Genomic DNA, 22640 nt, shown 5'->3' on the forward strand with positions numbered 1-22640 from the left:
CAGTCTGTACGGTCCTCGGCTGGGACAGCCGAGCTACTATGCCGCTCCAGACGCCGGTGGGCTTCGTCGGCCCAGGGGCTGTTCGGCGCCAGCTGTAGGAACCGTCGCCAATGCGGATCGGCCTCCTCGCTGCGCTGGAGGTCGTCCAGCGTCCGGGCGAGGTTGTAGTGCACATCGGGGTACTCGTCGTGCATCGCCAGGGTGCCGCGAAACGCCGCCACGGCCAGTTCCAACTGTCCGGTTTCGGCCAACACGCTGCCCAGGCTGGCTCGAGCTTCCACGAAGGCTTCGTCCAGTTCGATCGCCATGTAGTAGCGCTCGCGAGCCGCGGCGACTTCGCCCATCCGGTACAACAATTCTCCCAGCTGGAAACTGATGTCGGCCCGCGCCCCATCGCGGGCCAGGATGGCGTGGTACAGGTCGACCGCCACTTCCAATTCTCCCGCATCTTCGCTGTCGTAGGCCTGCTGCTGCAGCGGATCGTCCTGCGGGTTCGGTGTGCCGCTGCCACCGGCGGACGTTTGGGCCTGATGCCAATTCGGCGGTGGAAACTCCAGCGAGGATTCGTACAGCGTGTCGTTCCCGGCCGGCCCTTCGTCGGCGGCATCCGGATCAAACCGGCGGGGCGCGACGGACGGGGTCAGCGAAAGGATGGCGGGCGAAGTCTCGGCAGGCGTCTGGGGCGGTTGTTCCAGAGCGTCGAAGTCGATCCGCAGCTGGCCGCCCGGTTCCAGCAGCCCCTCACCCTGTCGCAGCAGCAGTTGTTTGCCTTCGACCAGGACGCTCAACTGCGCAAGCGGCCGCTGCACATCGGCGATGACCTGGTTCAGCTCCAGCAGTTTGCGTTCGATCTCCTGAGGACTCGCGCCGGCGGCCACCAACTCGGCCAACCGCCGGGCCGTGGCGATTTCCTGGAAATCAAAATACGGCAGCTTGTGAACCGTCCGCACCGGCACGATCAGCCCCCGCCGGTGCCAGCGCCGGATCACTCGCACCGATACGCCCAACAGATCCGCCAGCATCGCCGGCGTGTACAGCCGCTTGACCGCCTGCTCCGAATCGACCAATCCCAGACGCTGCCAGAACTCCGTCTCGTGGATCACCTCCAGTTCGCCGCGGCCGGCCGCACTGCGAACCTCCACGCTCAACAGCTCCGCTTCGGCCAACGGCGATTCCTCGGCGCCGATGACGATCACGTCCGCCCGGATGTCCACGCCTTCGACGGCGATCGCGCCCTGGCCGCGGACCATCTTCATCGCTTCGCGCCGGGAAACGCCGCCCAGTTTGCCCGCGAATGCGATCCGCTTGCCGACGATCCAGTTCTCGTCGGCCGCCGGCGCATCATCGGCCAGCTCGTCGGCGCCGATCGGTGAGTCGTCCAGCGGGTCGTCGAGTGTCGAAGGATCGTCCAAGGGATCCGGTTCCGGGTCTTCGGCCACGCGGTTAGGTCTCCGTGTGAGCAGGGGAGGGTCGAGGAATCATTGCCAGACTCCGGCGGCGATCATTTGCTCGGTCGCCTGCGGGGCCCAGCCGCGGTTGGCGGCGGGACTGGCGGGGCTGGGGTGCAGGATTCGCGTCACCTGCAGGTCGTGCCCCTCAGCGGCCGTGTTCTCCGCGACCTGCCGGGCGACGCGCTGCAAACATTTTTCGGCGTACATGCCCACGCCGACGGCGAAGCGTGGGCGAAGGGCGTCGAGCAGTTTTAGCAGGTGGTCATCGCAGGCTTCGACCAACGGCTCGCGTTCAGCGGCCGGCAGTTTGTCGGGCGTACGATTTCGCGCCGAGGCTTCCATGAATACCAGCGGGCAGTAATTGGCGACAAAGTGTTCGCGGAAAAAATCGCCAGGTGTGCCGAAACGCTCCCGTATCCATCCCCACAGCCGCTGGCCGGAGACTTCGCTGCGCGGGCAATCCAAACCTTCGACCGGCCGCTTGGGATGCTCATTGTCGGGTTTACCGACCGGGGCGTCGATTCCCAACCACTGCTTGACCGCTTCGATCTGGCCGAAGGGCACACCGCTTTGCGCCATCCCCCAGGGGCCCGGATTCATGCCCAGGAACAGGACTCGGCAACCCTCGGGATTCAACATCTGCAGGTACTGGCGATGGGCCTGCCAGGCGTACCGCAGCGGGTTGTAGACGTGCGTGACCGGGTCGGCAAAGCGCAGCCGATCGACCGCTTCGGCAAGTTCCTCGGCGGCTTCGGTGGCCGCTTCGATCGCAGACATGATCGTTTCCTGAGCGATGTTAGGCATCCCGCATCGGCGCCGGTCGCCGACAGCCTGCACGATAGGGCAAGGAGCGTATCAGGCCTAGCCGATCAAGGTCGCGGCGACGCGTCCGCCCCGGCGACCGTCGGCGACGCCCACGCGGATCCCGCTGGCGGGCTCGATGGCGATGCTGTGGGCGGCGCCCTGACCACGGGTTTCGACCACGCGATGGCCCAACGACTCCAGCCGTCCCCGGAGCTCGCCCAGGCGGCTTTGCCCGCCGGTTTCGATCCGCAATTGGTCCGGCAACCAACCGTGATGGAACCGCGGCGCGGCGATCGCCTCGGGCAGGGGACGGGCGAACAACAGATGCTGGACCAACACGCACAGGACGGTGTTGATGATCGTGCGACCGCCGGGACTGCCCGTGATCAACACGGTCTTGCCGTCGCGCCGGACAATCGTCGGCGTCTGAGAACTGAGCATGCGTTTGCCGGGGGCCAACTGGTTGGGCGCAGTACCGATCTGGCCCTTCAGATCGGTCACGCCCGGCACCGGATTAAAATCCCCCATCTCGTTGTTCAGCACGAAACCGGTGGCCGGATCCAACAGCCACGATCCCCACGAGGCTTCCAGGGTATAGGTGTTCGAGACGGCCATCCCCTCGGCATCGATGACCGAGAAATGCGTCGTCTGAGGACTTTCCACCGGGCCCGTCTCGAGCGGGATGTCGCCGGCCAGCGTCCGGCTGTCAGTGGCGCGGCTGCGGGAAATACTTTCCGCCAGCTTCGCCGCGTGCGCTCTGCGGCCAAGCCAGGCGGGCAGGGGCGTGAAATCCGGATCGCCCAGATACGCCGCTCGCTCGCGAAACGTCCGCCGCATCGCTTCGGCAACGATGTGAACGGTCATCGGTGTCCAGGCGGCGTCGCCCGGATCGGGCATCCCCACGTGTTCGATCATTTGCAGGGCCAACCGCAAAGCCACTCCGCCGGACGAGGGCGGCGGAGCGGCCCACACCTGGTGGCCGGCAAAGTTCGTGCGGATCGGCTGCCGCAGGACGGCTTGATAGCCTTCGAGGTCCTCGGCGGTGATCAGGCCTTGGTGCTGTTCGAAATAATCTGCCAGGGAGCGGGCGGTCTGGCCGCTGTAGAATTCATCGGGTCCCTCTTCGGCGATCCGCTGCAGCGTCGCGGCCAAGACCGGCTGAACCAAGCGGTCGCCGGCCCGCCAGCGCCGCCGCTGGGGGTGCCCAAAGGTTTGCTCCAGCGGTCGGTGCCAGGGGGCGGTCGATTTGCTGACCGCCGCCAAAACCGCGTTGAGTGAATCCGCCAGCGGGGCTTCGACCACGCATCCGCCGGCGGCCAGCGCGATCGCGGGCTGCAGCACCGCCTGCCAGGACAGCCGGCCGTGGCTCTGCTGGGCAAGCGCCAAGCCGCGCACCGTTCCCGGTACGCCGACCATCCGCGGGTGCCGTCGATCGGTCTGCTCGGCCAACGTCGTCGCCGTAACCGCTTGCGGTGCGGTTTCGCGATAATCCACGCACACCGGATCCTGCTCGGGCGGCGCGATCATCATGAATCCGCCGCCGCCGATATTACCGGCTTCGGGCCACGTCACGGCCAACGCAAAGGCGACCGCCACCGCGGCATCCACGGCATTGCCGCCGGCAGCCAAGATGTCGCGACCGGCGCTGCTGGCGGCCGCGGAATTGCTGACGGCCATCCCCGCCGGCCCGCGCAGCACATCCGCCGGACGGTAGCCCGATACGGCGGTGGTCTGAGCGGTACACCGGGCACCGATCCCGGCGGTGCCGGCTAGGGCCAGGGCGGCCCTCAGGGTTTCTCGACGGTTGAGCATGCGTGGCCTCGGGTTGCGGGAGCGCGGGTTGATTCTCGTTTTCGTTCTTGTTTCCGTTTCCGTTTCCGTTTCCGGCGCCGCGTCAAAACGTTTTATCTTACGCGGCAACGGAAGCGAATCGAAGCGCTCTCGCCCACCCCCAGCCGGTCGGTCAACCGCCAGGACAATCGCAGCGACGCACCTTGGTTCTGTTGGGTCTCGAATTCCGCACCCACGCTGCAGGTCTGGCTGCCTTCGACGTACTCCAGCCGCGTCGTCAGGTTATCGGTCAAGACAATGTCATGCACCGGAGAATCGCCCACGTTGTCGACTCGTAACAGGAACGTCACGATGTCGCCGGGCAGGGCGTTGTGCTTGTCGGCCAGTTTGGCGATCCGCAGCCGTCCCGCGTCGGGGAATTCGTAGACCGTCAGGCCCTCGGCCGCGGCGTGGCGAATCTGTTCGACGGGTTTGACATCGTTGACCGTCACGGCCACGTTCTCCTCGATCGTCCAGGTCTCGGCGGCCAGCGCCCCTTTGCTCAGCCACGGCTTGTCGGCTTCGGTCAATTGACCTCGCACCATCAGGCTCAGATTGGCCAGTACGGCGACCGTATCTTCGGCCAACAACGGTTGGTCGACGTTTTCCACGGGCACCCCGCGGTTGCGGTCCCGCATCGCATCGGGTGTCCGGGCGGCGACCTGGCGTTCGGGTCCGTGCTGGGCGGTGACCGCGCTGCTGGGCTGGTTCAGATCGATTCTTCCCGGTCCTTCCGGCAGGTCGTAACCCTTCGCACCGACGGCTCGGCCCCCCGCCGCCGCTTCGGTCACCTTGCGAACAGCCGCGAAACGCGGAGCGTACAAGCAGACGCGATTGCTGGGCTGGACGTGGATGTCGCCGGCTTCGGTCGTGTACTTGACGACCGTGTCTTCCAGGTCGACGCCCACGATGGCGTCGTCGCGACGAACGTGAGCGTCGTCGCGGTAGTCGCCGCCGTCGCACAGGAATTCCTGCGGATCCACGCCCGTCTGGTTCCAGGGACCACTGGTGAAGTAACGCGACTTGGAGCAACAACCGCACCCGGCGGAATCGCTTTCAGAGCCCGGCCCGCCTACCGGCCTGGACGCCGCCCGCCCCCATCCGGCCGCCGCGACCTGAGTGTCTTCGCCACCGGCGGCATCAACCGTGTAATCCGCCGTGACGGCCGCCGGGTTTGCGGCCCCGGGCTGGCTGTTGCCGATTTCGCTGGAGACGCCTGGCGCGTGGGCTCGGGCCACAGCCGCCGGTGCGGGCGTGGCCGATGCCAGCGGAGCGGTATGCGAAACCGCAGCGACGGCCGGCTGGCCAACAGGCCCCCAAGCGGCCGTGGGCTGGGCGGCGCTCGGGGGCACCGCTGCGGGCGCGGGACCGGCCGGCGGAACCGAAGTGTTCGCAGGCACCCCGGCCCGGGGCGCGGCAAACGGCACCTCGGTGGTCGCGCATCCGGCCATGCCAAACGTCCAGGCCGCCAGCACGAGAGCGGCCGATGGCAACAGAAAACGATCTCGGTGGTGATTCATCGAAAGCACTCTTTTGACATTTATCGTCGGTACTGCGGAGCGGTCGCCGGGGCACCGGTTCCGTAAGGATGAGCGATGGCCGGGCCTCTGGTCGCCGGAATCGTGGGCAGCGGTGCCCTGGTGGCCGGGGGCACGTCGGTTCGCGGGATATGCGGCGTGCGGACGGCCACACCTTCGCCCGGCGGAATCTGGGCGGCAACGCGAGGCGGCTGCATGGCGATCCAGGGCGGACCGCCAAAGAAGAACTGGGCCTGCAAACTGGGCTCGTTCGGCGGCGTCATCGATCCGATCCGGACGATGGCTACGGGCCGGCCCATCTGGTCGGCGACCTGCAGCGGATCCTGGTGGTGCATCACTTCCAGAGAGCGAGCTGTATCGACCGTTTCGGCGATCGGCAGGGCGGTTTGCGGGTCTTCCAGATAGACCACGCGGGTGACCATCCGTCCGGCCAGTGCGTCGGTCAGGTCGGCCAGTTCCAAATTAATATGAATCGGAAAACGGTGTGCCTGCCCCGGCGGTGGATAGGTGCGGTCGATGACCTCGACGGTCGGAAACAGTTCGCGTCCGGGTTCCTGCGGGATGCCCGTGATCTTGAAGCGGTATACGGCACCGACCAACAGGCCACAGTACAACCCCCGATCCGCCGCGGCTGCTTGATCGCTCACGGCCGCTTGCCCGCTTACGCCCGCTTGCCCGCTTACGCCCGCTTGCCCGCTTACGCCCGCTTGCTCGCTCACGGCTGCTTGCCCGCTCACGCCGGCGGCCCGTTCCCAGTCCGCTTCGGAGCGGAGGAACTGGCCGTTCTCCGCCATTGCAAAGCGGACGCCTTCGGGTCCGGAGAAGCGCACCGGTTGGTAGTAGTTCTGCACCGGGCCGCGGCGCTGCAGTCGAGCGGCTCCGACGGCGCCGGGCGGCATCTGAGCCGAGAACAGGTAATTGACCGCCCCCTGCGGAACCGTGCTGGGAACCTGGGCTTGGAGCGTTCCGCAGGCGAGCAGAACGGCTGCGGCAGACAGCGACCGCACCAGCGTTTCAATGGACATGCACATCGGAGCTATTCAGCAAAACAGGTTGGGGGCGGTGACTCTCCGGGCGACTCGCCCGGCGGCAACGCATCATGCCCCCGAGGAAACGCCTCGGGGGCAGAGCTTTGGGCCATTCATCCGTCGCGGCATCAGTACGGCGATCAATCGACGTGCTTGCTGTGACGGTCGAAGTGCGGTCGGCCGTGCGGCACACCCGGATGGATGTTCTGTTCGTTGACATGGATCCGGCTGACCGGATTGGGATAGCTGTATCCCGGAGTCATGCGAACGCCGATTTTGACCTTGTCGACCGGCTGCGGGATGTTCATGTGCGTGTGGTTCTTCATCACATGCTTCTTCAGACCCGCCGGAGCTCCCAGGGGAATGTGGGGCGGACCGGGCAGACCGATCGGGGTTCCCACCGAAGGCATTCCGTACTGCGGCACGTTCACGCCGGAGATCATTCCGGGCAGTGCGGCGGGTCGTCCGCCACCACCGCCGCCGCCGGGTCCGCAGGACCCTTCGCCGCAGCTGGCACTCGGGGCGAACGGCATCGGCAGGCCTCCGGCCATGGCCATCCCACCGGCGTATCCGGCGTCGATGCCCTGAGCCATTTCGATGTCTTTGTCACCCAAGCGGATGATTGCCAGGATCGAACCGCGGCGGTCGGCTTCGACGATCGGGTCGACGCCCGGATCCAAACGCGTGCTGACCAGCGTATCGATTCCGGCCAGGGCGGGACCTTGGAAGTCCGGATCCGGCAGGTAGATCACTTTGGTGACGAAGTTGCCGGTCAAGACCTGATCCAGGTCCTCCTCGGTGAACTGGACCGGGATCGCGTTGTGCGCCAGGTAAGCTCCGGTGCGAGGATTGGCAAAGGCCAGCTCCAGGGTCGGATACAACTCGACCCCTTCGCGGTTGATGATGTTGGTCACTTTCAAGCGGTACAGGCCGCCCTGGGGAAAGTTCTGCCGGGCCGGCACGACCAACGGTTCGCTGTCGAACGTGCCCGGTCCGCTGATGCTGTAGCGGACGTGCATCGATTCGGGCTTGCTGAAGGTCACCTGAACCGTCGGCGGCGGTCCCATCGGCATGCCGCCGGGGCCCATCATGCCGCCGCCGGGTCCGCCGGGTCCGCAGTACTGGACCTGAGCGATCTGGCCGTCGTTGTCGTCGCCGGCCAGCGACGAGGCGGCCTCGGCCGCGGGCATCGCACCGTAATGCATGCCGGCCGCGGGCGCAGCGCCGGGCGGGCAGGCCGCTCCGCCACCGGGCATCCCGGCTCCCATCATGCCGGCGCCCATCATGCCGGCGCCGGGAGGAGCCATCGCGGGCGGTCCCAGGACGCCGGGGCCGGGGCCGCCGACGCCGGGGCCCGGCTCCAACAAACGCTGTTCAGGTGGCAAGTTGTGGCGTACCGGAGTACAACCGGCCGCCAACACCGCTGCGGCAAGGCACAGCGATAAGTGGGTCACAAGTCGTTTCATCTTTTCCCCCTTCGGCAAGACCGCTCTCGCGGCCGGTCGAACAGAACTCGTTTCTGAAGGTGTGCGGAGAGTCGCTAATCCATGCAATTTCGGTTGCCACCCCAGCGATTCGGCTGGACGTGAACCATCACAGCGGCCTAACATCCGCCCCGGTTCGAAAAACCGACGCGAGCAGACCTTGGGCCGCTGATAAACAGCAATCGGCACAACCGGGGGTCTTTCTTTGACAAAACCGGTACAACCGGCCCACGAAGATCAATCGACATCCCATGAACAATAGGCGCAACGCGAAAAACCGCTTTCGAAAAAGCCCTGCGGCGATCGTGCTGGCCGGGGCGGCGATCGCGGGGCTCGCGGTCGGTTCCGCGGGCCCGCTGACCGCCCAAAAACCGCTGACCGCCCAAAAACCGCTGACCGCCCAAGAACCGCTGACCGCCCAAGAACCGGCCCACGCCACGGCCTACGCCGTCGCGGAACCAGCCGAACGCAGCTCGAACGTTCCGCATGCCGTCAGGGGTCCGGCGACGAGGCCCGGCGCTGCCGGCCGCCGGGAGGCGGTTGCTCGCGGCGGAACCGACAAAGAACCGGTCGCCGGCGACCGGAACCCTCTGCACCGCGGCCGGATCGAAAGGGCCGCGGGAGCTGGACCGGACGGGGATACCGAAGGCGTCCAGCTGCGGCGGCAAGCCGCCCGGGTTTTGATCCAACGCACGGTAACCCTATTGGCTTCGGGATCCGCCTTCGACGCCAAACTGACCCAGCACGTGCGGACCCTGGACCACACGGCCGTAGGCGTCGGCCGCTACGAACAGGCCGGCGGCAATACGGGCCGCGTGCATATGGATATGGACATCTCCATCAGTCAGGACCAGAAATGCCAACTGTTGCAGAAATGCGATGGACGGCTGGCCTGGACTCGCGAGCAGGTCGGCCAGGACGTGCGTCTGCGCCGCGTCGACGTAGGTCGGCTGGACGAATTGGTCGCGGCCCGCCTGTCGGGCATCTCACCGCGGCTGCGCGTCGGCGGGCTGATCGAAATGCTCGAACGCGCTGCGGCCGACTACGACTTGCAACAGGTGCCCGGCGAACTGGAAGGCCGTCCGGTGTGGATGCTCAAAGGCGCCCTGCGTCCCGCCGCTCGGGACCGCATCCTGGCCGGCGGAAACCGCCAGGACTGGCCGCCGCTGTGCCCGCAAGCCATCGCGATCGCGATCGCCGCGGACGACAACGAAAACGGGTTCGGCAAAGGCTTGCCCGTACGCTTTGAGTACTGGAGCGACAGCGATCCCGACCAGCGGCGGTTGATCAGTTACCTGAAAATCTACGACCTTCGCGCCATCGATCCCGCTCCGGAAACCCATTTCCGCTTGGAAACCGGCGAGAACGATGTCAACTACACCAACGACACCCAACGCTACCTCGAACACTTCGGTATCCAGGTCACCGAGAAACAGCAGCGGCTGCTGACGCGCTAGCACGCGCTGTCGATTCTAGTGAGCCGTTTCGGCGAACGGCCTCGGTTCAGGGCGAGGGCAAAAAGAGGCCGCGCTTACAACAGCCACCGGATCGGCGGCACCAGCAAGCGTCCCATCTGCATCGTCCACTCGCGACCTCGTCCCACGGCCGGATGTTGGTCTTCGAGCAACGGTGGCGAAACGCCCACCCGGCGGCCACCGCTCATTTGATCTTCGACCATCCGTCGCAGCCGCATCGCCACCCGGACATCCGGGGCGATGACGCACACTTCGGTATTCAGCTTTGCCGATCGCTCGTCGAAGTTGTAGCTGCCGATCACGCCGACCGCATCGTCGATCACCATGGCTTTGCTGTGCAGATGTTCGGGGCCCGGCATTTCGTAGATCTCCACACCGGCGGCCAGCAACGCGTCCTTGATGTTTTCAAAAGCGGAAAACGTGATCAAACGGTCGGTGCTGTGCAGGCTGTTGGTGCACAGCACGACCCGCACGCCGCGATGCCGAGCCGCGAAAAGGGCTCGCATCGCGTCATCGGTGAACACCGGATAGGGCGTCTGAATCAGCAGCGACCGGGTACTGCTGTCGATCAAACGCAGCAATCGTCGCTGCACCCAGCGTTGTGATTTATCGGCGTCGACCTCGTGCACCAGTTCCAGCGGGACGCCCCTGTCGCCACCGCTCGACCAGTCGTTGCCGGTGTCCAGCGAGATCATGCCGCGATCGATCAGGCCCTGGCGCGAGATCCACATCAGCTGGAGATGGACCTCGGGACTGTCCGCCTGCTGCCAGGCTCGTCGCCAAGCATCTTTGACAAGCGGTAGACGGCTGGCGACCGTGCGTCCCCACAGATTGACCGCCTCCAGCGGCCGCACGTGCGGCTGGTCCCACATCCACTGGAAGTACGCCGCGGCACGGGCCGCGGTGGAGCCCTCGATGAACGCATCGCAATCCATAAAGCGCGGGTCACGCACGCCAAAATGCGCATCCTGCAGGTTGCGGCTGCCGACGATCAACCGACGCTTGTCAACGATCAACAGCTTGTCGTGCATCCGTTTGTTCCAGACCCGAAAGCTCAGGCCGTCGGGCGGCCGATAGATCTGGATATCGACGCCATGGTGACGAAGCGTGCGATGCAGCCCCTCGGGCAGCCGCGACATCAATCCGTCGACCAGCAGACGGACGCGAACGCCTCGCTGAGCCGCTTCGACCAACAGGCTGAGTACCGCCGCCGGAACACGCCCCGTATCGGCTCCGTAGTACGCGCAATCGATCTCGTGCTGCGCCTGCTGGATCAGATCCACCCGCACCTGCAGCGCTTGCGCGTCGTCGGGCAGCAAACGGAACGTGTCGGCCCGAGCGGTGCTAGCAAACCAGCTGAACATCAGGGCAAGCGACACAACGACGGCGAAGCGGAACCAGTCCCGGCATAGCGGCCAACGACCGCGTCGTCCCGCCGTCCACGCTGCGCCCGCCCGGCCCCGTCCATCCCCGCCCGGTCCGGCGTGCACTGTCCCCGGTCCGGCGTGCACTGTCCCCGCTGGATGGGGCGCGGGATGGGGCGCGGCCTCTTCGCTCGACGGCCAGGGGTCCGGCATGACTGATTGACTGCGTGACTGGCGTACGAAGAGGACGTCGCGAGCTGTCGGGTTTTTGACAAGCCGCCTGCTCGCCGGACAACTAACCACGCCCCCGAGAAACCGATTCCGTCCCGGCGGATGCTTAGTAGGACTTCGGGCTACCCGACTGCAGCGCTAATGCTTTTCCTAGCGACTGCGACGAACATGCGGCCGGTCGGCTCGGGGCATAGCGGATAGGGAAGCTTTGCGGCCTGTCTCGCGAAGCGGCCGCGAAGCCGAAACGCTGGCCGAGCTAAAGCGTGGTGGCGGCGGAAGTTGCTAAGCACGTCGCAACCTTTAATTCGGCATCACTCTCCCTTTGGGAGAGTCGGGCTCTTAGGCCCGGAGAGGGTTTTCGCAGGGCCCTCCCCGGGCCTAAGAGCCCGACCCTCCCGCTGCGCGGGAGGGTGTTGTCGCGGGGTTTCACCGAAAGATTCATGCCGACGTGCTTAGCAGGCCCGCGGCAGGACAAAGCTCCCCACCACCGCCCGACCGCGCGGGGCCGCCCGTCGGTTGACAGGGCCCCAGAGAGGCCCTAGATTCGCAAAGCCCATCGACGCTGACAATCCGCCCTTACCCTTACAATTGCGCGGGGCCGCTATCGGTCCAGCCGCATTCGAGCTTCTTTCTGCATGTCCGTTGATCTTGAAGCGATTGCCCGTCACGAACGGTGCGATGCAACCAACCTGCGTAACGCTCTTCCGCTGCTCGAACAAGGCTACCTGCCTCCGTTTCTCGCTCGCTATCGCCGCGACGAGCTAGGCGGGTTACCCGAGACGGCCCTCTGGTCGCTGCTCGATGCGGTCCGGATCGAGGACAAACTCAAACAGCGCCGCGAAGAGCTGCGTCAGCGCTGGCAGCAAACGGCAACCCAAGATCCGGCCATCCAACGGGTCATCAACGACGCCCGCAATCGCTGCGTCCTGGATCGCCTGGCCCGACGCCTCCGCGCCGAGCCGACCGAATCCGCACCGGCCGCCCAACAACTGGCCGCACGCCTGCTCTCGCCTCAGCGTGGCGACAGCGGTGAACCGGCCACCCTGGCCGAAGCGATCGGCCAACCCGATGGCCTGACCGGCCTGGACGAAGCGCTCGCCGATCGCGTGGCCGCTGACCCGCGGTTGATCCAAGCCGGCGTTCGCTGGTTGGCCAAGAATGCTCGCATCCAAGTCCTCGAAGTCTCCGACCCCCATGGGCCCGAAGACGAGCAGGAAAGCAAGAACCAAAACAAAAAAGGCGACCGCCAGAAAGGCCAAAGCAAACAACGCGACGAGAAACCACGGGACGCCCAAGTAGACGAAGCCCCCAAGGCCGAATCGCAGAGCGAGAGCGCACCATCGGCCGACGCCACCGGCGAAACCACGCCGCCAGCCGATACGGCGTCACCAGCTCCTGCCGCCACCGAAGCCCCCGCGGCCGAAGCCCCCGCCACCGAAGCACCAGCGGCCGAAGCACCCGCGACCGACGCACCAGCGGCCGAAGCACCAGCCGCCGAAGCTGCGACAACCGAAGCCGCTGCGGAACCAGTCGCCGCGGATTCCCCAGCCACCGAAGCGGATGCGGCGCCGGCGACCGAAGCTGCCCAGCCCACCGCGTCTGCCGAAACCGCCAAGCCCGCCGAAGCTGCCAGCCCTGCTGAAGCTGACACCGCTGACAAAGCCTCCGGAAAAGCCTCCGGAGACGCTTCCGCCCCGGCCAGCGGTTCGGGCGAGTCGCCGGCGACCAGCAAGTCGCAAGCGGCCGGCAAGAAAGCCGACAAGAAAGCTGCGGGCGACAAGAAAGCTGCGGGCGAAGCGCCCAAGTCCAAGAAGAAGAAAAAGATCTCCCCGCGCCAGCGACGGCGTCGGTGGTTGGTTGGCGTCCTGCAGCCGCTGGCCGGCAAGACGCACGCGCCGGGCAAGCTGACGGCATTCCAAAAGGTGATGCTGGGCCGGGCCCTGCGTTCGCAGGTCGCCAAGTGCGCCTTTCAGTACGATGCCGCCCAGCTGACGGCGCATCTACAGAAAACCGCCGCGGGTTGGAACAACGCCCTGGGCGACAAGCTTCAAGAGATCGTCGGCACGCACCAGGCTTTGATCCGCGAGACCTGCGAAAGCGCGTGGTGGGACGAATTGCTCGACGCCGCCGCGACACGCTTGGTCCGCGTTGCGGCCGGCCACCTTCGCAAACAAATGCTGCGCGAACCGGTCGACGCTCGTGTGGTGCTGTCGATCGATGCGGTCGGGCCGCAGACGGTCGCCATCGCGATCGTCACCGCCGATGGCCGCTTGCTGGGCACCGAAGACCTGCCCTGCCAGCTGTCCGCCGCGGCTCGTCAGCAAGCCGTCACGCGCCTGGGTGAACTGCTGCACCAGCACCACGTCGACCTGATCGTGGTCAGCAACGGTCCGGCCCGCCGCGCGACCCTGGTGCTGCTGAACGAATTGCTGGAACAATCCCAACCGGGATCGCTGCGTTGGGCGTTGGCCGATCGCAGCGGCGCGGACCTGTATGCCAGCGGCCCGGTCGGAAACCGCGAGATGCGCAGCACCCCGCGGCGTTTCCGCGCGGCCACTTGGCTGGCCTTCCAGGTGCTCACCCCGGCTCAAGCCCTGACCAAGGTGGATCCAACCAAGCTGCGTCTGGGGTCGTTCCAGCGAGAATTGTCCGACGATGCCCTGGCCGAAGCCATCACCGACGTGATGGTCAGCGGCGTCAGCAGCGACGGCGTGGACGTCAACGGCGCCGAACCCTCCTGGCTGTCGCGTCTGCCCGGGATGAACGAAACGGTCGCCGAACAGATTGACACGCGCCGCCACGAAGCCCTGTTCGACTCCCGCGACGCCCTGGAAGACCTTCCCTGGCCGGACGCGGTGGCCCGCAATCAAGCCCTGGGCTTCCTCCGCGTCTTTGGCAGCCAGCAGACGCTCGACGGCACCCTGATCCATCCCAATGATTACGCCCTGGCCGAGAAACTGATGGGCGCGTTGGACCTGCCCGCTCCGCCAGCCATGCCGCCCGGCTACGAGCCACCGAAATACGGCGCCGAAACCGCCGAGGAAACCGAACCCCAAGCCGCCGACGAAGCTCAAAGCGCCGAAGAAGCGAAAACGGCCGAAGAAGCGAAAACGGCCGAAGAAGCGAAAACGGCCGAAGAAACTCCGGCCGCCGATGACACTCCGGCCGCCGATGAAACTCCGGCCGCCGATGAAACTCCGGCCGCGGAGGGGACGCAGGCGGCAGACGAATCGCAGGCTGTGAGCGAGTCGAGCGGAGAGAGCACGCCGGAAGCCGACTCCACGGAAGCCTCCGCTGGGGAAGCCGCTACCGAGACCGGCGAGTCAACAACCGAAACCGGTGAGGCGGCAGCTGAGACCGGTGAAGCAGCAACCGAGACCGGTGAAGCGGCAACCGAGACCGGTGAGGCGACAACCGAATCCGGCGAAGCTGATTCCGAGTCCGGCGCAGCGACCACGAGTGAAGCGGAGCTGCCGCTGGAGGGATTTGCCGGCAGCAAGAAGGACAAGGCGGCTGCCGAATCCAGCCCCGCGCCGGAGCCGGTTGCCGTGGTGGAACCCTATCGGCATCCGCTGCCTGACAAGAGCGAGATCCAGAAGCGAATCAAAGAGTGGCAGATCGGTAAGTATCGTGCCGAGCAGATCGTCCATTGGGTGTGCGATCCGTTCAGCAGCGGAGGCGTGTCACTGGAACCGCCCACGGCGACCATGCAGCGGGTGCCGAAGCTGAGCGATCTGAAACCGGGCGCCAAAGTCGCCGGGATCGTCGTCGGCGTCGCCGGCTTTGGCGTCTTCGTCGAACTGGGCCCCGACTGCAACGGCCTGATCCATGTCAGCCGGTTGTCGGATCGGTTCGTCGAAGACATGAACGAAGCGGTCCAGGTGGGCGACGTGATGGTGGCCTGGGTCACCGGCGTCGACACCAAGCGGCGACGCGTGGCCCTGTCCGCGGTCTCGCCCGAACGCGAAGCCGAACTCGCCACCGAGCGTCAACAGCGACAGGGCCAACGCGGCTCTCGTGGTCGCGGCGGACCACCGCGAGGCGGTGGCGGCCCAGCCCGCGGCGGCCAGCAGCGCGGTGGCGGCGGCCAACGCGGTGGCGGTCAACGCGGCGCCGGCGGCCGCGGTCGCGGTGGTGAAGGTGGCCGACGAGGACGCGGCTCGCGCGATTCCGATCGCCGCAGCTCACGCGATGCGGCACCCCGCGTCTACACCAAAGTCGCTCGCAGCAACGATCCACCACCGCCGATCACCGAAGCGATGAAGACCGGCGAGGAACCGATGCGTTCCTTCGGCGACCTGGCCCAGTTCTTGAAAACCCAGTCGGCCCCGGCCCAAGAGGCCCCGGCAAAGAAGGCCCCCCCGAAGCAAGACGCCCCGAAGCAGGACGACGCAAAGCATGCATCGGCAGAGCAAGCCTCCGCTCCGGGCGAACCGGTGAAAGACGAAGCCGGCCAGCACGCAACGGCAGAGAATTCGGCGTCGCAGGCCACGCCTTCCCAGCCCGAGGGACCGCCGGCGGACGCCGCATCCCCGGCCGCTCAAGCCAGCGGCTCGGCCGATAACGCGCCGGCGGCCTCGTCGCCCGCCGCTTCCGACCCTGCCCCCAATCGAGACGAAGGCAAAAGCGAGTCCGATCAATGAGCGATGATCTGGAACGAAGACTCGACGCGGCGATCGCTCGCGGCCAGCGCCGCGGCGAGCTGCACCGAGAAGCCGAGCGTCAGCAACAGCTCAGCGAAGAGGAGCTGCGGCGGCTGCACACCAGTCACCGGCTGGCCCTGTCGGAGCGGATCGAGACGGCCGTGGCCCGGCTGGCCAACCATTTCCCCGGCTTCCGCGTCGAAACGCTGTACGGCGAGAAGGGCTGGGGGGCGGCCTGTTGGCGCGACAACTTGGACGTCCAGGGTGGCCGCCGCAACAGCCTGTACAGCCGCCTGGAACTGGTCATCCGGCCGCTGAACGATTACTTCGTCCTGGAGCTCAAGGGCAAGGGCACGGTCGCCAACAAAGAGGTCTTCAACCGCAGCCACTTCGACCGCCTGCAGGAAGTCGACCGCGAAACGTTCGAGCAGATGATCGACGCCTGGGTGGTCGAATACGCCGAGCGCTACGCCAGCAGCCAGTAACGGCTACTCTGTGGCATAGGCTTCCAGCCTGTGAAGCGAAACCACAGGCGGGATGCCTATGCCACAGATTTGGCTCGGCCGAATTAGGCGCCGCGGTTGATCAGCCCCAGCACCTCGGCGCGGCTCCGCGAGTCTTCGCGGAACACGCCCCGCATCGAACTGGTCACGCACAGGCTGCCGGGTTTGCGAACCCCACGCATCGTCATGCAGGAGTGCGTCGCTTCGCAGACCACGGCCACTCCGCGAGCGTCCAGGCGTTTCTCGATCAGATCGGCAACCGTTTCGGTCATCCGTTCCTGTACCTGGGGCCGGCGAGCCACCTCCTCGACGACGCGAGCCAACTTGCTCAGCCCCACGACCTTTCCGCTGGGCAGGTAGGCGATGTGAGCGGTGCCGGTGAAGGGCAACAGGTGATGCTCGCACATGCTGCAAAAGCTGATGTCGCGAACCAAAACGATCTCGTCGTATTTTTCGGTAAACACCTTCGAGAGGTGACGCCCGGCGTCGTGCTTGAGCCCCGCGAACATCTCGGCGTACATGCGGGCGACGCGAGCCGGGGTTTCCAGCAGGCCTTCTCGGTCGGGATCTTCACCCACGGCATCCAGGATCTCACGGACGGCCGCTTCAATACGTTTTAGATCGACCCCCTGCGGACGAGCTTCATTGCGATCGGTATACAACACGGTCTCGCCAACACCTTCGCGGTCTTCGGTAACATTAGATGATGCGGAAGCTTCCATCAATTTCTCTTCGGGTAAAGTGATTCTACGCGTCAACAGCGCAATCCTACTGCAAAACGGGGCTGCCCGATACGCGCCGCACAGTTTGGGGGGGAGCCTTCAGTTCCGGCTGAACGGGGGCGGAAAACCACCTTCCAGAGCCACGTCGGCCGCCGCCTCCTCCGCCACTTGACGCTCCAGAATCGCGGTCAAAGCTTCCGCCCGCTGATCAACACTCGGCTCCCCCAGCAGGCGGACCTTGGCCCGACTGTCAAACTGTAGGGTATAGGCAATGATGTCGGTGATCGGGCCGAGCATCATCTGCGAGGCCATCAATTGGTGCAGATTCTTGTGAACCTCGCCGGCCGCGGGAATCAGCGCTTTGAAGGCAGCCAACAACCGCGTCTGCAGAGCCGCCCGGCCGCTCGCTCCGTTGGGAGGATAGACGTCCGGCAGGACCTCCACTTCGGCCATCCGAAAAGAACGCTGGGTATCGAATTCACGCAGAATCCTCGCCCGCTGGGCTCCCAACAACAGCACGTTATGGCGGTTGTCTTCGGTGGGAACGTGACTGATCACCTTGCAGATACAGACCACCGATTCCAGGGCCGGCCGGCCTGTTTCGGGCGGTAGGACCGGTTCGGTTGAGGAAGCCAGTTCGGTTGTGGGGGCCGGTTCGGTTGAGGGGACCGGTTCGGTTGGCAGGGCCATCGTGATCAATTTGTCGGACGCCAGCGATTCGGCCAGCAGCTCGCAGTAGCGAGGTTCGAAGATATGCAGGGGCTGCAGGGCGTGGGGAAACACAACCAAGCCCGGCAGGGGAAACAGCCGCACGCGGCCGTCGAAATCTTCCGGCAAACGGGTGCGTTGATCTAATTCGCTCATCACAACTGCCAAACGGGTAACAACAGCCAAACGGGTAACAACAGCCGATCGGCGACGGCCCCCACTTTGGAAACCATGCTCCATCAACGGCGTCCGTTCATGATAGCCGCTGGGCCGCATCCTCGATGAAGGTTTCGCAAAGAACCGCGGAAGCTTTTGGTTGACAAGCCGGCCTCGGGCCTTAGACAATCATGCAAGCGCCTGCTGTGCGAACAGCGTTCATAAATTGCCTTTGCAAAAAGCCCCAACATGATCCTTTCCGGCAAGGAAATTCAGCGGGAACTTGGTTCGGACATCGTCATTTCGCCTTTCGACGCCGCACGTCTGAACCCGAACAGTTACAACCTTTCACTGCACGACGAACTGTTGACCTACGAAGAGGTCGTGCTGGACATGCGGACGCCCAATCGCTACCGGCGGTTGAACATTCCGCCCGAAGGACGCGTTCTGCAACCGGGCCAGCTGTACCTGGGACGCACGGTCGAACACACCGAGACCCGCAACCTGGTGCCGATGGTGGCCAGCCGCAGCTCGCTGACGCGACTGGGACTATTCGTCAACACCAACAGCGGCTTCGGCGATGTCGGTTACCGCGGCTGCTGGACCCTGCAGATCCACTGCGTCCAGCCGATCCGAATCTACGCCGGAATCCAGATCTGTCAGATCCTATACCACCAGCTCAGTGGCGAGTGCGAGGATTACGACAGTGACAAGTATCAAAACGCCACCGACATCCAACCCAGCAAGCTGTTCCGTGAAATCGGTGGCGACGACGCCTCGGATCAACAGCTGGAACTGAATTTCGACGAACTGGTCAAACAGGCGTCGAACTAGCGCCGCATCGAAGCGGCGCTGGGAGGGTAGCGGATCTCGCCAGAGATTGGACCGAGGCGGCGCAAAGGTCCAAAGTCTGGCGTGGTTCAGCTACGGCCAGATCCCAAGATCCAATGCTGACGCGGCACTAGGCCGGAGCCGCCGGATAGACGAATTCGATTGGGGCATCGATATCCGGGTGCAGGCTCTTGTGCACCGGACAGGTGTGGGCGGCCGATTCCAGCCGTTGGCGAAAGTCATCGGGCACGGCTCCCGGAGGAAACGTCACCACGGTGCGCAGGGCCCCGATCCGGCGTACCGGTTTGGGGATCATCTCCTTGGTCACCTGCACCTGGGTTCCCTCCAGTTCCAGTGCGTGCCGCTGGGCCAGCAATCCCAGAATCGTCAGGATGCACGAGCCCAACGCCGTGGCCACCAGATCGGTCGGTGAAAACTGGCTGCCTCGGCCGCCGTTATCGGTCGGTGCGTCGGTCACCAACGTGGCCCCACTCGGGCCGTGGGTGGCCTGCACCCGGAGCTGGCCTTGGTAGACGGCGGTAATTTCGACGGCCATTTAAATCTCCAGGACGATCTTGCCGCTCAAGCAGTTCTCACCTTGCAGCGTGGCCTGTTCCTGCAAGCGATGGGCCTCGGCGGCTTCGGAAAGTTTCATCACGCGGCCGATGTGCGGCTGGAGCTTCTCGTCGGTCAACCAGTCGTTGATGTCGTCGGCCGCGGTTCGCATTTGATCCGGCGTGGCCTTGAACATCACGACGCCATGCACCGACAACTCGTTGACGTAGAACGGTCCCACGGGGAACTCAGGCCGGGCTTCGCGTCCGGCCATCAAGACCATACGTCCGCGATGGGCCAGCACGTCGACGGCCAGGTCGAAGTCGGGTTCGCGACGGGTTTCCCAGAGGACGTGGATGCCCTCGGGGGCCAGTTTCTTGGTTTCTTCGGCGATCGAATCGGTGTGATAGTTGATCGTGTAATCCGCGCCCAAGGCTTCGGCCCGCTGGCACTTTTCATCGCTGCCAGCCGTTGCGATCACCTGGGCGCCCAACGCCTTGGCCGCTTGCACCACCATCGATCCCACGCCTCCGGTGCCGCCGATGACCAGCAGTTTTTCGCCGGCCCGCAGTTTCACTCGGCTCAACCCGAGATGGGCCGTCACGCCGACCAAGGCACAGGCGGCCGCGGTCGTGGATTCCACACCGTCGGGCGTGGGATACACCCAATCGGCATCGACGGCCGCCAGTTCCGCGAACGTGCCCTGTCGCCCGAGCAACCCCTGATTGGTCGACCAGACGCGATCGCCCGTCCGCAGCCCCGAGACGCCTTCGCCCACTTCGACCACGGTGCCGGCCAGGTCACAACCGACGATGAAGGGCTGGGGCAGGTCCATCGCGATCGTACCGCTGCGAATGTAGGTATCGATGGGATTCACTGCGACCGCTTCACAACGGATCAGGACCTGTCCCGGGCCGGCGACCGGATCGGGCAAATCTCCATACTCAATGGCTTCAGGTGGTCCGGTCTTTTTGATGTACGCAGCTTTCATCGTTCGCGGGCTCCCTGCATTCCAAAAGAAACAACGCGGCCAGAGCCGCGCCACCGTTGGCCGAACGCAGGAAGGCTTCTTCCCAAGCGAACAACCCATAGGCCGATACACGGCTGGCCGCCGTCATCATACCCCACAGGGCCATGTAGCACAGCGACCCTCTGGTGCGGCCGATCGCCAGCGCCGCGACCGCCCCGAGATCCACCGCGGCGATCGTCCACAGCGTCCTTTGTACCGCGTCGCGGTCGAGCGAGTATCCGTACCAGCGCTGGAAGGAACGCGTCAGAAAGACCTCCACCGAATCGGGCGCAAAAATTAATTTCGCTGCGTGCAGCAGGAACATGGCTGCGGCCGCGGCCGCCAGAAACCAACCGATCCGCCGCACCGCTTTGACATCGACCGCAGAGCGTGTGTTCCCCGGCGGCGCGGTTCGCGGCCGCCATCGCCACAGCCATGCCAAGGCGATCGGAGCGGCCAACCGCGGCAGATGGTCGACCATCTGAGCGGCGCGTCGCAGGTGCCACGGCGGCTCCGGGCCCGCGGCCGGCTCCAGCAGCACCGCAGCGGTTTGCCAGAGAACGACGATCGCAGCGCCGGCGGCCGCCAGGGGCCACAGCCGCACCGACCAACACCAGGCCGCGGTGGCGGCCGACACCGCGGCCAGCAACTGGCCGATGCTCTGCCAGTTGTCCGCCGCCGAATCCATCTGGCGCTGCCAACCGATCTGCAGCAGCCCCAGGGCATACAGCCCGACCACGATCCGCAGCGTCGCGTGCGCGCGAATCACGGCGGGCCGGTCGATGGGGGTTGGTTCATCCGCCGGTAACGGTTGGGAAGGCATAACCATCCATCATTGGTTGGGGCCGATTAAAACCGCCCGTTTCGCCCGGGCGGTCCCGAAGGACCCGTCGGCCGCGGCCCGCCGGTCGGTCCGAGGCGGCCCCGTCGATCTTCCCGCGTCTTGCGTTCCAACAGCGGGAACAATTCATGCGGCGGCGACAGCTCCACCTCCAAGCGGTCTGCCGGGTCCAGCGCCTGCAGCGTTTCGACGCGCGCCGTCTGGGTCTTGCGGCGCACCGCTTCGATGGCCCAGCCATACAGAACCTCTTTCTGTTCCTGCGGCGAAGGCACCCAACTGTCGAGAGCTTCGAGGACTGGGTCGCTGATGACCGACTTCATGGCGTACAGGTCATCCTCGCTCAATTGAAACATCGACCAACCGCGCCGGCGTACGAACACAAAGTGCAGCAGAGCCGCTTCGGGATCCTCCTTGAACTGTCCTGAAACACTGTCGCCGGCCAGCGACTTCAGCTGCCCGCTCCACCAACCGGAACGTCTCTCGCGTTCGTTGCCCAGCCGCTGCACCCAGTCGCCGGCGATCACGTGCAGGACGCGATAGATGGCTTCGGAATCCTCGTCGCTCAACTGCCTCAGCCACAACCGGCTGGAACCTTCCAGGGCTTTGGCAAAGGCGGCCGCACGCTGCTCGGGACTGCCCTGTTCGATTTGTTCGCGGGTTTCGACGGCCCAGTTCGTTCGCAGCCGCGCGTAGGCTTCGAGGGTTCGCAGCAACCGCTCGGGATTCTCCGCCGCGGCCACCGCGGCGGCTCGCTGACGAACTTCTTGTTGCCGCTGCGGAGAGAGTTTTTCAAAGCGTTGCCAGGCCGACTCCAAACGACTCCGCTGGGCCGGTTCCATTTCCTCCAGCACCTCCGCGCGCTGGGCCACCGGCGTCTGGCTCAGCAGCGAATTCGCCGGCGGCAATCCGGCCGGCCCAAAACCTCCAGCAGCCTCCGCGGCGTCGACGGTTTCCAACCAGCGGTCATTCTGGCTGACCTGGGTTAACCACGGCAGGTCGTCGGCCACCAGGTACGCATCGAGATGTTCGGCCAAAGGCAGGTCGGCCAATTGTCGCCGCAGAGCCACCTGGCGGCTGCCCCGGACGACGACCGCACCGATTAAAACGGCGGCGGCGGTACACAGCGCGACGGCCAGCAGCCGCCAGCCCCCGAGCCGGCGCGAACGCCGCGTGGCGGGTGTGGTTTCCATGTCCGCAGCGACCATTTCCAGCGTCGTCTGCGCAAATCCGTCACTGACCGAAGCCTGGGGCAATTCGTCCAATAACTGCCATCCGCGCTGCAGCTGCTGGAGGCGGCGGCGCAGCTGGGCATCCTCGACCAATCGCTGCTCCAACTCGCCCCGCTGCTCCGGCGGCAGTTCACCATCGAGGTAGGCCACCAGTTGCTCGTCGATCGGATCGACCGCCGCGGTATCGGCCCCGCCGGTATTCTGCAAAGCATCCTCACGGCTCGGTTCGTTCGACATA

Annotated in this window: 17 protein-coding genes; 4 read left to right on the top strand and 13 right to left on the bottom strand. The window is 65.5% G+C overall.

Features of this window, described 5'->3' with window-relative positions:
* The 6 genes from GE027_RS09670 to GE027_RS09695 form a co-directional block, all read right to left on the bottom strand.
* A partial coding sequence (locus GE027_RS09670; protein WP_237607431.1) for a MerR family transcriptional regulator occupies positions 1-1439 on the bottom strand: 1439 nt, incomplete at its 3' end.
* A gap of 39 nt (positions 1440-1478) precedes the next feature.
* Complete coding sequence (locus GE027_RS09675; RefSeq protein WP_237607432.1) at positions 1479-2228, bottom strand: uracil-DNA glycosylase family protein; 750 nt, start codon at positions 2226-2228, stop codon at positions 1479-1481.
* Positions 2229-2312: 84 nt separating this feature from the next.
* Positions 2313-4067: a gamma-glutamyltransferase gene (ggt, locus tag GE027_RS09680; RefSeq protein WP_153556991.1), complete on the bottom strand. Its 1755-nt coding sequence runs from the start codon at positions 4065-4067 to the stop codon at positions 2313-2315.
* A gap of 92 nt (positions 4068-4159) precedes the next feature.
* Complete coding sequence (locus GE027_RS09685; RefSeq protein ID WP_153556992.1) at positions 4160-5605, bottom strand: DUF11 domain-containing protein; 1446 nt, start codon at positions 5603-5605, stop codon at positions 4160-4162.
* 20 nt (positions 5606-5625) lie between these two features.
* A complete protein-coding gene (locus GE027_RS09690; protein ID WP_153556993.1) occupies positions 5626-6648 on the bottom strand; it encodes a hypothetical protein in 1023 nt (340 codons plus the stop codon).
* A 143-nt stretch (positions 6649-6791) separates the two neighbouring features.
* Entirely contained in the window at positions 6792-8117 is a 1326-nt protein-coding gene (locus tag GE027_RS09695; RefSeq protein ID WP_153556994.1) for a hypothetical protein, read from the bottom strand.
* Positions 8118-8386: 269 nt separating this feature from the next.
* Between GE027_RS09695 and GE027_RS09700 the strand changes: the two genes are divergently transcribed.
* Complete coding sequence (locus GE027_RS09700; RefSeq protein ID WP_153556995.1) at positions 8387-9592, top strand: hypothetical protein; 1206 nt, start codon at positions 8387-8389, stop codon at positions 9590-9592.
* 74 nt (positions 9593-9666) lie between these two features.
* Here GE027_RS09700 and GE027_RS09705 read toward each other — a convergent pair whose 3' ends face one another.
* Positions 9667-10989: a phospholipase D-like domain-containing protein gene (locus GE027_RS09705; protein ID WP_162006657.1), complete on the bottom strand. Its 1323-nt coding sequence runs from the start codon at positions 10987-10989 to the stop codon at positions 9667-9669.
* Between the two features lie 851 nt (positions 10990-11840).
* Between GE027_RS09705 and GE027_RS09710 the strand changes: the two genes are divergently transcribed.
* Both GE027_RS09710 and GE027_RS09715 read left to right on the top strand, forming a co-directional pair.
* Positions 11841-15848: a S1 RNA-binding domain-containing protein gene (locus tag GE027_RS09710; RefSeq protein ID WP_153556997.1), complete on the top strand. Its 4008-nt coding sequence runs from the start codon at positions 11841-11843 to the stop codon at positions 15846-15848.
* Positions 15845-16333 (top strand): hypothetical protein, encoded by a 489-nt coding sequence (locus tag GE027_RS09715; RefSeq protein WP_153556998.1) that lies wholly within the window; start codon positions 15845-15847, stop codon positions 16331-16333. The genes GE027_RS09710 and GE027_RS09715 overlap by 4 nt, the downstream gene beginning before the upstream one ends.
* Positions 16334-16416: 83 nt before the next feature.
* Here the strand turns inward: GE027_RS09715 and folE are convergent, their stop codons facing one another.
* Together folE and GE027_RS09725 are read right to left on the bottom strand one after the other, a co-directional pair.
* Complete coding sequence (gene folE / locus GE027_RS09720; protein ID WP_153556999.1) at positions 16417-17073, bottom strand: GTP cyclohydrolase I FolE; 657 nt, start codon at positions 17071-17073, stop codon at positions 16417-16419.
* 99 nt (positions 17074-17172) lie between these two features.
* A complete protein-coding gene (locus GE027_RS09725) occupies positions 17173-17937 on the bottom strand; it encodes an LON peptidase substrate-binding domain-containing protein (protein WP_162006658.1) in 765 nt (254 codons plus the stop codon).
* Positions 17938-18186: 249 nt separating this feature from the next.
* Between GE027_RS09725 and GE027_RS09730 the strand changes: the two genes are divergently transcribed.
* Entirely contained in the window at positions 18187-18771 is a 585-nt protein-coding gene (locus tag GE027_RS09730) for a dCTP deaminase (protein WP_153557001.1), read from the top strand.
* Between the two features lie 127 nt (positions 18772-18898).
* On the opposite strand, the gene GE027_RS09735 is transcribed toward GE027_RS09730, so the two are convergent.
* The 4 genes from GE027_RS09735 to GE027_RS09750 are packed head-to-tail and all read right to left on the bottom strand — an operon-like array spanning position 18899 to position 22639.
* On the bottom strand, positions 18899-19324 hold the full coding sequence (locus tag GE027_RS09735) for an OsmC family protein (RefSeq protein WP_153557002.1): 426 nt from the start codon (positions 19322-19324) through the stop codon (positions 18899-18901).
* Positions 19325-20314 (bottom strand): NADPH:quinone reductase, encoded by a 990-nt coding sequence (locus GE027_RS09740; protein WP_153557003.1) that lies wholly within the window; start codon positions 20312-20314, stop codon positions 19325-19327. It abuts the gene before it with no gap.
* Positions 20277-21155, bottom strand: a complete 879-nt coding sequence (locus GE027_RS09745; RefSeq protein ID WP_153557004.1) for a hypothetical protein — start codon at positions 21153-21155, stop codon at positions 20277-20279. The genes GE027_RS09740 and GE027_RS09745 overlap by 38 nt, the downstream gene beginning before the upstream one ends.
* Before the next feature lie 26 nt (positions 21156-21181).
* Positions 21182-22639, bottom strand: coding sequence for a hypothetical protein (locus GE027_RS09750; RefSeq protein WP_153557005.1), 1458 nt, complete (start codon positions 22637-22639; stop codon positions 21182-21184).
* Position 22640 lies beyond the last annotated feature (1 nt).

The organism is Roseimaritima sediminicola, assembly GCF_009618275.1.
Lineage (GTDB): Bacteria > Planctomycetota > Planctomycetia > Pirellulales > Pirellulaceae > Roseimaritima > Roseimaritima sediminicola.

Coding starts and splice junctions, on each gene's coding strand:
- GE027_RS09740 (WP_153557003.1), bottom strand. CDS start 20,314: ATGAAAGCTGCGTACATCAAAAAGACCGGACCACCTGAAGCCATTGAG.
- GE027_RS09745 (WP_153557004.1), bottom strand. CDS start 21,155: ATGCCTTCCCAACCGTTACCGGCGGATGAACCAACCCCCATCGACCGG.
- GE027_RS09690 (WP_153556993.1), bottom strand. CDS start 6,648: ATGTCCATTGAAACGCTGGTGCGGTCGCTGTCTGCCGCAGCCGTTCTG.
- GE027_RS09750 (WP_153557005.1), bottom strand. CDS start 22,639: ATGTCGAACGAACCGAGCCGTGAGGATGCTTTGCAGAATACCGGCGGG.
- folE (WP_153556999.1), bottom strand. CDS start 17,073: ATGGAAGCTTCCGCATCATCTAATGTTACCGAAGACCGCGAAGGTGTT.
- GE027_RS09675 (WP_237607432.1), bottom strand. CDS start 2,228: ATGTCTGCGATCGAAGCGGCCACCGAAGCCGCCGAGGAACTTGCCGAA.
- GE027_RS09695 (WP_153556994.1), bottom strand. CDS start 8,117: ATGAAACGACTTGTGACCCACTTATCGCTGTGCCTTGCCGCAGCGGTG.
- GE027_RS09730 (WP_153557001.1), top strand. CDS start 18,187: ATGATCCTTTCCGGCAAGGAAATTCAGCGGGAACTTGGTTCGGACATC.
- GE027_RS09715 (WP_153556998.1), top strand. CDS start 15,845: ATGAGCGATGATCTGGAACGAAGACTCGACGCGGCGATCGCTCGCGGC.
- GE027_RS09735 (WP_153557002.1), bottom strand. CDS start 19,324: ATGGCCGTCGAAATTACCGCCGTCTACCAAGGCCAGCTCCGGGTGCAG.
- GE027_RS09725 (WP_162006658.1), bottom strand. CDS start 17,937: ATGAGCGAATTAGATCAACGCACCCGTTTGCCGGAAGATTTCGACGGC.
- GE027_RS09685 (WP_153556992.1), bottom strand. CDS start 5,605: ATGAATCACCACCGAGATCGTTTTCTGTTGCCATCGGCCGCTCTCGTG.
- GE027_RS09710 (WP_153556997.1), top strand. CDS start 11,841: ATGTCCGTTGATCTTGAAGCGATTGCCCGTCACGAACGGTGCGATGCA.
- GE027_RS09700 (WP_153556995.1), top strand. CDS start 8,387: ATGAACAATAGGCGCAACGCGAAAAACCGCTTTCGAAAAAGCCCTGCG.
- ggt (WP_153556991.1), bottom strand. CDS start 4,067: ATGCTCAACCGTCGAGAAACCCTGAGGGCCGCCCTGGCCCTAGCCGGC.